At 55.4% G+C, this 11,762-nt stretch carries 13 protein-coding genes; 11 read left to right on the top strand and 2 right to left on the bottom strand.

Annotated features, from left to right (window positions below; translation table 11 throughout):
- The first annotated feature begins 9 nt into the window (after nt 1-9).
- Nucleotides 10-426, top strand: a complete 417-nt coding sequence (gene rnpA, locus QBD29_RS16485; RefSeq protein ID WP_280099172.1) for a ribonuclease P protein component — start codon at nt 10-12, stop codon at nt 424-426.
- Here rnpA and QBD29_RS16490 read toward each other — a convergent pair.
- Nucleotides 417-1,145 carry an HNH endonuclease gene (locus QBD29_RS16490; RefSeq protein ID WP_280099173.1) on the bottom strand — a complete coding sequence of 243 codons (729 nt, stop codon included), beginning with the start codon at nt 1,143-1,145 and terminating at the stop codon, nt 417-419. The two genes, rnpA and QBD29_RS16490, sit on opposite strands and share 10 nt — an antisense overlap.
- A gap of 225 nt (nt 1,146-1,370) precedes the next feature.
- On the opposite strand from QBD29_RS16490, the gene QBD29_RS16495 reads away from it, so the two are divergent.
- From QBD29_RS16495 to QBD29_RS16505, 3 genes are all read left to right on the top strand, one after another.
- Nucleotides 1,371-2,135, top strand: a complete 765-nt coding sequence (locus QBD29_RS16495) for a class II glutamine amidotransferase (RefSeq protein WP_280099174.1) — start codon at nt 1,371-1,373, stop codon at nt 2,133-2,135.
- A gap of 27 nt (nt 2,136-2,162) precedes the next feature.
- On the top strand, nt 2,163-2,384 hold the full coding sequence (gene yidD, locus QBD29_RS16500) for a membrane protein insertion efficiency factor YidD (protein WP_280099175.1): 222 nt from the start codon (nt 2,163-2,165) through the stop codon (nt 2,382-2,384).
- 248 nt (nt 2,385-2,632) lie between these two features.
- Complete coding sequence (locus QBD29_RS16505; protein ID WP_280099176.1) at nt 2,633-3,859, top strand: aminopeptidase P family protein; 1,227 nt, start codon at nt 2,633-2,635, stop codon at nt 3,857-3,859.
- 77 nt (nt 3,860-3,936) lie between these two features.
- Here the strand turns inward: QBD29_RS16505 and QBD29_RS16510 are convergent, their stop codons facing one another.
- Nucleotides 3,937-4,461, bottom strand: coding sequence for a DUF3833 domain-containing protein (locus QBD29_RS16510; protein ID WP_280099177.1), 525 nt, complete (start codon nt 4,459-4,461; stop codon nt 3,937-3,939).
- A gap of 281 nt (nt 4,462-4,742) precedes the next feature.
- On the opposite strand from QBD29_RS16510, the gene ttcA reads away from it, so the two are divergent.
- The 7 genes from ttcA to QBD29_RS16545 all read left to right on the top strand — a co-directional run bounded on the left by ttcA (nt 4,743) and on the right by QBD29_RS16545 (nt 11,760).
- The gene (gene ttcA, locus QBD29_RS16515; RefSeq protein WP_280100992.1) at nt 4,743-5,612 is read left to right on the top strand and encodes a tRNA 2-thiocytidine(32) synthetase TtcA; all 870 of its coding nucleotides are present in this window, start codon (nt 4,743-4,745) and stop codon (nt 5,610-5,612) included.
- 44 nt (nt 5,613-5,656) lie between these two features.
- Nucleotides 5,657-6,595: a hydrogen peroxide-inducible genes activator gene (locus QBD29_RS16520; RefSeq protein WP_280099178.1), complete on the top strand. Its 939-nt coding sequence runs from the start codon at nt 5,657-5,659 to the stop codon at nt 6,593-6,595.
- 98 nt (nt 6,596-6,693) lie between these two features.
- Nucleotides 6,694-8,502 carry a membrane protein insertase YidC gene (gene yidC / locus QBD29_RS16525; RefSeq protein WP_280099179.1) on the top strand — a complete coding sequence of 603 codons (1,809 nt, stop codon included), beginning with the start codon at nt 6,694-6,696 and terminating at the stop codon, nt 8,500-8,502.
- A gap of 2 nt (nt 8,503-8,504) precedes the next feature.
- On the top strand, nt 8,505-9,260 hold the full coding sequence (locus tag QBD29_RS16530; protein ID WP_280099180.1) for an MOSC domain-containing protein: 756 nt from the start codon (nt 8,505-8,507) through the stop codon (nt 9,258-9,260).
- Entirely contained in the window at nt 9,261-9,911 is a 651-nt protein-coding gene (gene yihA / locus QBD29_RS16535; protein ID WP_280099181.1) for a ribosome biogenesis GTP-binding protein YihA/YsxC, read from the top strand.
- A 180-nt stretch (nt 9,912-10,091) separates the two neighbouring features.
- Nucleotides 10,092-10,913, top strand: a complete 822-nt coding sequence (locus QBD29_RS16540) for an alpha/beta fold hydrolase (RefSeq protein WP_280099182.1) — start codon at nt 10,092-10,094, stop codon at nt 10,911-10,913.
- A gap of 37 nt (nt 10,914-10,950) precedes the next feature.
- Nucleotides 10,951-11,760 (top strand): SDR family oxidoreductase, encoded by an 810-nt coding sequence (locus QBD29_RS16545; protein ID WP_280099183.1) that lies wholly within the window; start codon nt 10,951-10,953, stop codon nt 11,758-11,760.
- Nucleotides 11,761-11,762 lie beyond the last annotated feature (2 nt).

Consider the following 11,762-nt stretch of genomic DNA (forward strand, 5'->3'; position numbering starts at 1 on the left):
TCTAAGATTTTGAAACCGCCGGAGGCGCCCCAAAGCATCATCGCAGATGCTGGAGCAAAGCCTCCGGCGGTTTCCGTTCGTCTAAATGACGGCAATCTGCAGGTCATGCAGGTGCGCGCGCAATACCTCGCCTGCAACAACAAACGCCGCCAAGGCACCAAAGCCTTCCTCCTCCAAGCCCGTAATCGCAACGATGATGACCCAACCATCAACGTCGGCTTCACCTGTTCTAAAAAAGTCGGCAACGCCGTGGCCCGCAACCGCGCCAAACGCCGCTTGCGCGAAATCGCCCGCCTGATTCTCCCCCAACACGGAAAGTCAGGTTGGGACTACGTCCTGATTGGCCGCAAAGACGTAACCGCCACCCGCGACTTCACTCAAATGCAATCCGACCTGACATGGGCACTGAGTAAGGTTCATGGGTGAGACGCTTGCGCATCAAAAAACTTGGCCCGATGTCGCTCCAACAAATCTTGATCAGGTAAAAACCGCGATGGCATGTCCAAAACACCGCGCCCAATCCGCTCTCGCGTGATGGGCCGCATGTGATCCGACACGATCATACGATAAGACTCATCAAACGTGATCAAATGTCGATCAAACGCTTTGTCATGCAACGCATTCAGCAAAATTCCATTGCGCGGGTTCAACCGCTGCGACGCGTCCTCCGCCCAGCCCACAATATGGCTCGCCACCAGCAACTTGGGCTCTTCAACCCCAGTCAAAGCACATTTTGCACCATATGATGCCAGCATCATGTCACGGAAATATCCTTGCCCCTGTCGCACTTTTGTGGTTGTGACCCGATCCACACCCTCGCGTAGATGTATCCCATCAGGCACTGCATCGGGCTGCCGATACACAAACTCCCGCGCGTCCAAAACATACTCTGGCTCGGTCTGAAACTCTGCCCATATTTGTCGATCAAGCGCGCTTGCGTTCGCCATGCCCTTGCGCGGCAACGTTTCATCAATCGCCGCCAGATTGCTCAATTTCAGCGCCACAGCCGAAGGCGTTCGCCCTATTCGTCCCGCCAAATCAATAATCTGAGGATTGCCCTTATGAATGCGCCCAAACGGCGTCACAAGATACAGCGCCAATGCCGCGCGTACTTCCTGTTCTGTCCAATTACGTCGTTCAGCCATTCTTCACTCAACCTGGCCTCAAATAAAACATCAAGGGATATAGCAGACCGATCCCCTTTTTCTTGGCTCAAATATCCAATCCAATTCCCTCCCCGCCCACGTCCATCCGCAGTTCAAACACCCCCTTTTGGGCATTCATCACAATCCCATCCCCATTAAGTGATTTCTTTGGGACCACATTCGCACCGTACTCTCGTATTAAATCGAAAACCCCAAAGGACTCCCATGTGTCGCCTGACCGCCTACCTCGGCCCCGAAATCGCGCTTGAACGCATTATCGTTACACCCAGCCATTCCCTGTTGGAACAATCTCAAGCCGCGACTGAGGCCAAACTCGCCACCAATGGCGATGGCTTTGGCATTGCGTGGTATGGCGACGATCCGATTCCTGGGCTGTACCGCGATGTGCTGCCCGCGTGGTCCGACGGCAATTTGCCTAACCTGTGCCGCATGGTGAAATCCCACCTGTTCCTCGCCCATGTGCGTGCCTCGACCGTTGGCGAAGTCACGCGCGTTAACTGTCATCCCTTCACGTCAGATCATTGGTCCTTTGCACACAACGGCCAAATCGCGGATTTCACGCGCATCCGGCGCACACTCGAATCAACGCTTCCCGATGACCTCTACGCCCAGCGCCGTGGCACCACGGACAGCGAAATGTTGTTTATGCTCTGCCTTGCAAACGGGCTCGACGCCGATCCCGTCACAGCGATCCAGACGACACTAGATCAAATTCGCGCGGTGCAGGGCGACACCAAAGCCCCCAATCGCCTTGCCTGTGTGCTGACCAACGGCACGTCTGTTTACGGCTTTCGCCACGCCTCCGATCACGCCAGCCCAACGCTGTACCTTTCAGGGCCACTCACTTCGGGGGGCACGGCGCTTGCATCTGAACCCCTTGATGGGGACGTAACCAACTGGACAGCCTTGCGAGAAAACGAACTGATCTGTCTCACAGGCCACGGCACAAACCGCCACATCTTGCACTAGGGACCATCCCGCTGGTATCCCAGCGCCATGACCCCGCTTGCCAAACTCCTGTCGTTGCCCGTTAAGGCCTACCGCCTGACCTTCTCGTCTTACGTGGGCCATGGCTGCCGCTTTCAACCCACCTGCAGCGCCTATGCCCTCGAAGCATTGGAAAAACACGGCGGAATCAAAGGCGGATACCTCACGGCCCACCGCATCTGCCGCTGCCATCCTTGGGGCGGCTCGGGCATCGACAACGTGCCAGATTAGGCGTTTCAAGAAAAACGTCAGCGGTTGTTCATCACCAAAAGCCCAAGATCGCGAAGCGTGGCAGGGTATTGGTGATTCAGGTCATTCTTGAAACGTTAAAAACACTTGCCAGACTCACATTTTCCGACTTACAACGCGGCCAAGGCGATGGCGTCGCCCCACGCACCCCTCGTGCGCTTCTCAAACCTGTTCTGTACGCCGGACATGTTGCAGGAGCAGTACCGCGTCTCCTGTCAAAGGAGATCAAAATGGACCAACTCGCATCCTTCCAAAACACCGAATTTTTCACATTCGAAAACGGTGAAAAAGCACCCCTTCCATTCCCCCAAGCTGAATATGACGCGCGCCTTGCTGGCCTGCGCAAAATCATGGCGGAAAAAAACATCGAAGCCGTCGTTCTGACATCCATGCACGGCATCGCTTATTACTCTGGCTTCCTGTATTGTTCCTTCGGTCGCCCCTACGCATGTGTTGTAACACACGACCGCGCCACCACAATTTCCGCTGGCATCGACGGGGGCCAACCTGCCCGCCGCTCCGCCTGTGACAACCTCGTTTACACCGACTGGAAGCGTGACAACTACTGGCGTGCGGTGAAAAACTGTGCGGGCAACGCACGTCGCATCGGGATCGAAGGCGACCACCTGACCCTCGCAGGTCAAAACGCCCTGAACACCTTCATCGAGCCAGAAGTTCTCGAAGACATCGCCCCTGCCTCTATGGCGCAGCGTATGGTGAAATCCCCAGCTGAAATCGCACTCATCAAAGAAGGCGCACGCGTTGCAGACCACGGCGGATTCGCGATCCGCGACGCCATCAAACTTGGCGCATCTGAAATCGAAATCGCCATGGCGGGCCGCGACGCAATGGAACTGGAAATTGCACGTTCCTTCCCAGATTCCGAAATCCGTGATTCATGGGTGTGGTTCCAGTCTGGCCTCAACACAGATGGCGCACACAACCCTGTGACAACACGCAAACTGGAAAAAGGCGACATCCTGTCCCTGAACACATTCCCAATGATCTCCGCCTATTACACTGCTCTTGAACGCACATTGTTCATCGGTGAACCAGACGCACGCTCCTTGGAAATCTGGCAGGCCAACGTGGATGCTCACGAATTGGGCCTCTCGCTCATCAAACCAGGCGTGACATGTGCCAGCATCTGTGCGGAAATCAACGAGTTGTTCGCGTCTCGCGATCTGCTGCAATACCGCTCCTTTGGCTACGGTCACTCGTTCGGTGTTCTGTCTCACTACTACGGTCGTGAAGCAGGTCTGGAATTGCGCGAAGACATCCAAACAGTACTGGAACCAGGCCACGTTGTGTCCATGGAACCAATGCTGACCATCCCAGACAACATGGGCGGCGCTGGCGGTTACCGCGAGCACGACATTCTGGTGATTTCAGAAGACTCCGTCGAAAACATCACCAAATTCCCATACGGACCAGAGCACAACATCATCTCTGCCTAATAATAAACGCGCCCGTCACTGGCGGGCGCGTCTTCCAACTCTTTTCGGTTTAAATATCCGGTTCCCATCGACGGGATTTAACGCTTCTTCTCAAAGAAGATCACAACCTCACCGATATCGATTCCTGCCTTCTTCATATAGGCGCGGTTCAACACGCGGCGCTCGTCCAGCATCCACATCCAATCATCAAAATTGACCGTCAACGTGCCCTCTGGCACTGGCAGATCAATTTTGTATTTCCAGTTAAACCGATCCGCATCTTCAACGCCGGATGCCATGCCATACACACCATCCGCTGTGCCGGTCCAAGTATCCGCACCCGTTTTGGTCAGGGTCCAAACGCGCCGTTCCGTGGTTTTATCCGCATAGACAAAATCTTCGGTCAACGTCAGGCGTTCGCCATCCCAGTCACCACGGATATCCACCTCGAACCGCCGCCGCGCCGTGCCAAACAGGTCTTGGAATTGCCCATACCCAACCACATGCCCATCGAAATACTCTTCAAGGTTCAGCTTGGGTCCCCCAAGGCTCGGGTCCTCAAAAGACGGTTTTCCCGTACAGGCTGCCAACAGCAGGATGAACCCGAACAAGTAAAAGCGCATGGTGGTCCTTAAAATTTGCGGGCCCCGGCCTCCCAAATCCGGAGCCCTGCCACGATGTCCTATATGCAACAAACAGAACGCCTTACGGCAGCATCTGTTCTTCGGACTTACGATAGGATCGCAGCATCCGCTTGATCAAAAGCTGAAGATTTTTCTTTAACTGTGCCATGTTGGAACCTCATTCTTGCAGATGTGGTCTTGGAGTATTGTAAAATGTACGGTTGAAACGCTCAATTGGATCACCGCTTGAGTTTGCATCCCGCATTGGGTATCCCCACGCCATGCTCGACACACCCACAGATATCCATCCGCTTTTTTACGGCGCGCCGTCCACGACCGAATACAAAAAGCTGCGCAAACGCATCATCCGACAAACCCGCGAAGCGGTGGAACAATACGGTATGATTGAACGCGGTGCGAAATGGCTCGTCTGCTTGTCAGGGGGCAAAGACAGTTACACATTGCTCGCCGCGCTGACCGAACTGCAATGGCGCGGTATGCTACCTGTGGAAATCCTCGCCTGCAACTTGGATCAAGGCCAACCGAACTTCCCCGCCACGGTCCTGCCAGAATTCCTCGAAAAAATGGGCGTGCCAAACCGCATCGAATACCAAGACACCTATTCCATCGTAAAAGATAAGGTTCCCGCTGGCCGCACCTATTGCGCCATGTGTTCACGCCTGCGCCGTGGCAACCTCTATCGCATTGCCCGCGAAGAAGGCTGCTCTGCCGTTGTGCTTGGCCACCACCGCGACGACATTCTTGAAACCTTTATGATGAACCTGTTTCACGGCGGGCGGCTTGCCACCATGCCCCCCAAGCTGCTGAACGAAGAAGGTGATCTTTTCGTCTATCGCCCCCTCGCCTTTGTGGCTGAAGCGGATTGCGAAAAATTCAGCACGGCCATGAACTACCCCATTATCCCCTGCGATCTCTGTGGGTCACAAGACGGATTGCAACGCCAACAAGTGAAACAAATCCTCGACGGATGGGAGAAAAACTCCCCGGGTCGGCGTCAGGTCATGTTCCGCTCTTTGATGAATGCGCGGCCCACCCATCTTCTCGACAGTGGGCTGTTCGATTTTGCAGGGCTGGAACGGGACCCCAACAAAATCCCTAATCTGAAACCCTCAAACGCCGACACAGAATGATAAGGTAAATTTACACAAGGCGCGGATGTTGATAATCCAGCCTTATGAAAATCACCTTACGACAGCTGCAATACTTCCAATCCCTGTGCAAACACGGCCATTTTGGTCATGCGGCGGCGGCATCGAATGTGTCCCAACCGGCTCTCTCTGTGCAAATCCAAGAACTCGAAGATTTGCTCGGCAAACCCCTTATCAACCGCGATGTCCGCCCGTTCTGCCCCACACCCTTTGGTCATGAAATCCTGAAATCTGCCAACCGCATCCTCGCCGATGTGCAGGCCCTCGAAGACAGCGCACACCTCAATCGCGGGGTCGAAGGCCCGTTTCACCTCGGCGTCATCCCCACGGTCGCACCCTACCTTTTGCCAACCGCCATTCGCCTGATCCAAGACAGCCTGCCAAAACTCGATCTGCAAATCCGCGAAGCAACAACCGATGTATTGCTCGGCGAAATCACCTCTGGTCAATTGGATGCCGCAATCATTGCCACCGATGTGACCAGCCCCGATTTAACGCAACGCCCCCTGTTCCAAGATCGCTTTTTGCTCGCCGTACAAACCAGCCAATCCGAATCGCTGGGCCTGACAGACGGGCAAATCGTCCTCGAAGACATCGCCCCTCTGAAACTCCTTCTCCTCGCCGAAGGCCACTGCCTGCGCGACCAAACCAAAAGCTTCTGCCAATACGCCACCCAAGAAACCCTCAACCAAATTGGCGCCAGCAGCCTGCACACGTTGGCGGGTCTTGTGGCAGGTGGATACGGCACAACTTTGCTGCCAGAAATCGCCTTTACAGACACCGAAGGGCGCTCCGAACTCACCATTCTGCGCCTTGCCGAACCCTGCCCAGACCGCACCGTTTCCCTTGTGATGAAAACCCAAAATTGCGCCACAATGGACACCGCAAAACTGGAACAGGTGCTTGCGGACGCAGGCACACAAAAAACCACCGAAACCCGCACAAAGCTCATCGCACGTAAATAAGCAGTGCATTCTGCGCCAAATCGCCTTTAACTCTTGACCTTTTGGCCCCATTTCTATTGAACCGCCCCACGGAATTCCCAACGCTTTTTAGGTGTATTATGGACGAGCAGAACAAGAATCTTATCCTCGCAACAGGTCTCAGCATGCTGGTGATCTTGGCGTGGTTCTACTTCTTCCCACCAGAAGAGCCGATCCAGCCAGAAACAAACCCAACGGCGCAATCTGCTGAAGGCGTTCCAACGGCCCCCTCTGCGGATGGCACAATCGCCGCACCCTCTCTTGATGGGTCTGCCGCCGACACACGCGAAGTTGCCCTTGGCAAGACCGAACGCGTTGAAATCAAAACAGACCGCGTCGAAGGTTCGCTTTCCCTGCTCGGCGGTCGCATCGACGATCTGCGCCTGCTCGATTACAACGTAAACCTGAACGACCCGTCCCTCAAGGAAACGCTCCTGTCTCCTGCGGGCGGCCCCAATGCCTATTACGCCACATACGGCTGGGCTCCGACAAACGCGGCGGACTTCGAATTTATGCCCTCCGCCAAAACCCCTTGGACGCTGGAAGCAGGCACAACTCTAACAGTGGACTCGCCCGTTACTCTGCGCTGGGACAATGGCCAAGGCCTGATCTTCCGCCGTGTCATCAGCATTGACAAAGATTACCTCTTTTCCATCACACAATCCGTGGAAAATACCACAAGCGATGATATCCGCCTGCAGCCTTATGGCATCGTGGCCCGCGTAGGCGAGCCTGAAACCATCGGCTTTTACATCTTGCACGAAGGCGTCGTTCGCGCCTCTGACGGTGAAATCCAAGAAATCGATTACGACGACATGCCAGACCAAACAGCGGACGCGTCCGAAGGCGGCAATGTCGACAAGATCAAGGTCGAAAATAACGGCTGGATTGGCTTTACCGATAAATATTGGATGACCGCTCTAATCCCGACACCGGGCACCGGCTTCACCTCTGTTTCTAAATACACAGGCAAAAACGACACCTACCAAACCGACATGCGCTTGCCGACCATGACTATCGCCGCTGGCACAACAGCCGAGGCAAAGTCATCTCTCTTCGCAGGCGCGAAAGAATGGGAAGCCATCAAGCATTATCAAGACGATCTTGGCGTTGAACAATTCGTCGATTCCATTGACTGGGGCTGGTTCTTCTTCCTCACCAAACCAATCTTCCAAGTGCTGCACTGGCTCAACGGCCTAATCGGCAACATGGGCTGGGCCATCATCGGCCTCACACTCATCATCAAGGCAATCCTCTTCCCGTTGGCCTATAAATCCTACGTCTCCATGGCGCGGATGAAAGAATTGCAGCCAGAAATGGAAAAGCTGAAAGAAAAGCACGGCGAAGACCGCCAAGCCATGCAGCAAGGCATGATGAAGCTTTATAAAGAGAAAAAGGTGAACCCAGCCGCGGGCTGTTTGCCGATCCTTCTGCAAATCCCGATCTTCTTCTCGCTTTATAAGGTGATCTTCGTAACCATCGAACTGCGCCACGCGCCGTTCATCTGGTGGCTGACAGACCTTTCTGCACCAGATCCGACCTCCATCCTAAACCTCTTTGGTCTCTTGCCATGGGGCACGCCTGGTCCAGAAAGCTTCTTTGCAATCTTCTCCATTGGTGTGTTCCCCGTTCTCATGGGCATTACCATGTGGATGCAGCAAAAACTGAACCCCGCCCCAACGGATAAAACCCAAGCGCAAATCTTTGCGTGGATGCCGTGGGTGTTCATGTTCATGCTCGGCACATTTGCCTCTGGCCTTGTGGTGTACTGGGTTGCAAACAACACAATCACCTTCATTCAGCAGTACACCATCATGCGCTCGCAAGGGGTCAAGCCAGACATCTTTGGCAACATCAAATCCAGCTTTAAACGCAACAAAGCGAGCTAGCCATGATCACCGTAACAGAGCTTTTTCGCCACCCTGTTAAATCACATGGGCGCGAAGCTTTGTCCGCTGTGACCCTGACCCAAGGCAAAACCATGCCTTGGGATCGCGTTTGGGCCGTGGCCCACGACATGGCAAAATTCGACGATGCAAATCCCGCTTGGGCCCATTGCGTGAACTTTTCACGCGGGGCCAAAGCACCAGAATTGATGGCCATCAACGTCACAGTGAACGAGTCCACAAACGAACTCACCTTCACACACCCATCGCTTGATCCCCTCACGATCAACCCTGATCTGCCGGCCGACAGCGCAAAACTCGTGGCATGGACCAAGCCCATCATGCCCGCAGATCGTGCCCCGTCAGATCGCATCGTCCGCGCGCCTGATCGCGGCATGACCGACACGCCGTTCCCCTCCATCTCGATCAACTCGCACGCCTCGCTCGCAGACCTCTCCGCAACCGCAGGCACACAGCTGTCACCCTTGCGTTGGCGCGGAAACATCTGGGTGGATGGCGCGGCCCCTTGGGATGAATTCAACTGGATCGGCCGCCACGCCCGCATCGGTGGCGCGCTCTTGAAAATCGTCGATCCCATCACCCGCTGCCCTGCCACAACCGCCAACCCTGAAACAGGCAAACGGGATGTGGACACGCTGAAAGTCCTGTCCGAAACCTACGGCCACAAAGATTTCGGCGTCTATGCCGAAGTGGTTGAAACAGGTGAAATCAAAACGGGCGACCGACTGGAGCTGATCTAAATGGACATGCAATTCACCATCGCCGAAACGCCAGATCACGACGCATCCGAAAAAGGCCGCCTCCTTTTTGCAGGCAACACCGATTTCCTCAAAGGGGTCGTTGCCATGTCTGGCCTGCCCGATGCCGACCGCATCGAAGTCTGCTTTGCAGGCCGCTCAAACGTTGGCAAATCATCCCTGATCAACGCGCTCACAGGGCGCAAGGCGCTTGCACGAACCTCCAACACACCCGGCCGCACCCAAGAAATCAACTTCTTCACCATGGGCGAAGACCACTACCTCGTCGATGTACCAGGTTACGGCTTTGCCAACGCGCCCCTGCCTATCGTCGAAAAATGGCAACGCTTGCTGAAATCCTACCTCTCAGGCCGCCCATCACTGCGTCGTGTCTTTTTGTTGATCGACGCCCGTCACGGCCCGAAAAAAGTCGATACAGAGATCATGCAAATGCTGTCAAAATCCGCCGTTACCTTTCAGGTGGTGATGACAAAATGCGACAAACTCAAAAAAGGCGACCTCAGCAAAGTCACCGAACGCACGATCGAAGCCATTCGCAAATTCCCTGCCGCCTACCCTGAAATCGTGCAAACCTCTTCGGCCAAAGGCGACGGCATCGCAACGCTGCGCGCCATTGTTGCAGGCATCGTTTAGCGCACAAATTTCGGTCCCTTTTGGTTTAATTGTCCAAATTCCAACGCCGCAGCAAAAACAAACCCTGCGCAAATCAGCACCCTCTGGGCCAGCGCCTCATTCAGATCCGTTTGCCCTCGTGGTTTTGGCTGACGTCACGCAAACATTGACCTTCGCGTCAGGCAGCGCAATCCTTAGCCCATGTCACAGATCAAAACCCTCCATATTCAGTCAGGCACATATCAATTGCCCGCACAGGTGTTTGAACCAGACGCCCCACCAAAAGTGGCCTACGTCCTGCATTGCGCAACTGGGGTTCCTGCTGCCTATTACACCAAATTTGCGCAGTGGGTGGCGGGCCAAGGCCACGCCATCCTCACCTATGATTACCGCCAAGACAGTGATGTCAAAACCTCTGACATCACCATGGCCGACTGGGGCATCCACGATCAAAATGCGGCGCTCAACACACTGCTCGATCTCTACCCAGATGCAGACATTCGCGTCATCGGTCATTCGCTCGGCGGGCTCACCACCGCATTTCACGACAACGCCCACCGCATATCTTCGTTTTCGGCGGTGTGTTCTGGCCCTGCTTATTGGCGGCGTGCGCCGTTTCCCCACAACATCACGGCTTTCCTGTTTTGGTATGTCATGGGCCCCCTTGGCATCGCCTTCACGGGCGCCGTACCCGCCCGCCTGCTTGGCACATCCGCGCCAATCCCAAAACACGCATTCCGCCAATGGCGCAAATGGTGCTGCAATTGGCATCTGCACAAATCTGAATGGGGCACATCTATGCCCGCACCCAATCTTCAATCCGTCACCGCCTGCCTCAATCTGATCGGCGTGTCCGATGATGATCTTGTGCCACCTGTCTGTGTTGCCGATCTGGCGAAATTCTACCCCCACGCCAACGCCACATTCGAAACCGTCACCCCCACAGACGCAGGAACAGAGTCCATCGGCCACCTCGCAATCTTTCGCCCCAAATGCGCATCGCTCTGGCCAAAACTGCTCTAACGCGTAAACTCTTTCGCAACGAACACAGGAACATCCCATGCGCCTTGCAGGAAAAACCGCCCTTATTTTTGGCGGCGGCCAAGCCCCCAGCGATGACCCAAACGCCCCGATGGGCAATGGTCGCGCTGTAGCGCTCACTTACGCGCGCGAAGGGGCCAAAGTCATGGTGGCCGACCGCGACATCGCCGCGGCGCAATCCGTGGCCGATGAAATCACCGCCGCAGGGGGGATCGCCTTGGCCCAAGCCTGTGATGTGCTGATCGAAGACCACATCAAAGACGCGATCACCACAACAACCGCCACTTGGGATGCACTCGATATCCTGCACAACAACGTGGGCCTCTCTATCGAAGCAGGGGATGCGCAGATCACCGATATCGACGCCGATGCCTTTGATCACATCATGCGCCTCAATCTGCGCGCTATGGTGCTTGCAGCCAAACACGCGCTGCCGATCATGCGCAAACAGCGCTCAGGCGTGATCCTCAATATCTCGTCCATCGCGGCCACTGAAACTTACCCTTGGGTTGGGTATAAGGCGTCAAAGGCCGCCATCCTCGCGCTCACCGAACAACAGGCCATCCAGAATGCCGAATACGGCATCCGCGCCGTCGCCATCCAACCGGGCATGATCGACACGGTCATGGCCGTCGATGCACGGGCCAAAGCATGGAACCAACCGCGCGAACAGGTGGCCGCCACCCGCGCTGCCAAGGTCCCAATGGGCCGCCAAGGCACCGCCCAAGACGTGGCCAACGCCGCCCTGTTCCTCGCATCAGACGAGGCCAGTTTTGTCTCTGGCATCTCCTTGCGCGTGGACGGCGCATCAGGCTGCCGCGTAGGCTAAAC

Origin of the sequence: Amylibacter sp. IMCC11727 (assembly GCF_029854195.1) — a bacterium.
In the GTDB taxonomy this organism is placed as follows: Bacteria; Pseudomonadota; Alphaproteobacteria; order Rhodobacterales; family Rhodobacteraceae; genus Amylibacter.

Excerpts from the sequence above, each read along its gene's own strand:
- QBD29_RS16510 (WP_280099177.1), bottom strand. The coding sequence starts at position 4,461 with ATGCGCTTTTACTTGTTCGGGTTCATCCTGCTGTTGGCAGCCTGTACG.
- QBD29_RS16495 (WP_280099174.1), top strand. The coding sequence starts at position 1,371 with ATGTGTCGCCTGACCGCCTACCTCGGCCCCGAAATCGCGCTTGAACGC.
- QBD29_RS16530 (WP_280099180.1), top strand. The coding sequence starts at position 8,505 with ATGATCACCGTAACAGAGCTTTTTCGCCACCCTGTTAAATCACATGGG.
- QBD29_RS16545 (WP_280099183.1), top strand. The coding sequence starts at position 10,951 with ATGCGCCTTGCAGGAAAAACCGCCCTTATTTTTGGCGGCGGCCAAGCC.
- yidC (WP_280099179.1), top strand. The coding sequence starts at position 6,694 with ATGGACGAGCAGAACAAGAATCTTATCCTCGCAACAGGTCTCAGCATG.
- yihA (WP_280099181.1), top strand. The coding sequence starts at position 9,261 with ATGGACATGCAATTCACCATCGCCGAAACGCCAGATCACGACGCATCC.
- ttcA (WP_280100992.1), top strand. The coding sequence starts at position 4,743 with ATGCTCGACACACCCACAGATATCCATCCGCTTTTTTACGGCGCGCCG.
- QBD29_RS16520 (WP_280099178.1), top strand. The coding sequence starts at position 5,657 with ATGAAAATCACCTTACGACAGCTGCAATACTTCCAATCCCTGTGCAAA.
- yidD (WP_280099175.1), top strand. The coding sequence starts at position 2,163 with ATGACCCCGCTTGCCAAACTCCTGTCGTTGCCCGTTAAGGCCTACCGC.
- QBD29_RS16490 (WP_280099173.1), bottom strand. The coding sequence starts at position 1,145 with ATGGCTGAACGACGTAATTGGACAGAACAGGAAGTACGCGCGGCATTG.
- QBD29_RS16505 (WP_280099176.1), top strand. The coding sequence starts at position 2,633 with ATGGACCAACTCGCATCCTTCCAAAACACCGAATTTTTCACATTCGAA.
- QBD29_RS16540 (WP_280099182.1), top strand. The coding sequence starts at position 10,092 with ATGTCACAGATCAAAACCCTCCATATTCAGTCAGGCACATATCAATTG.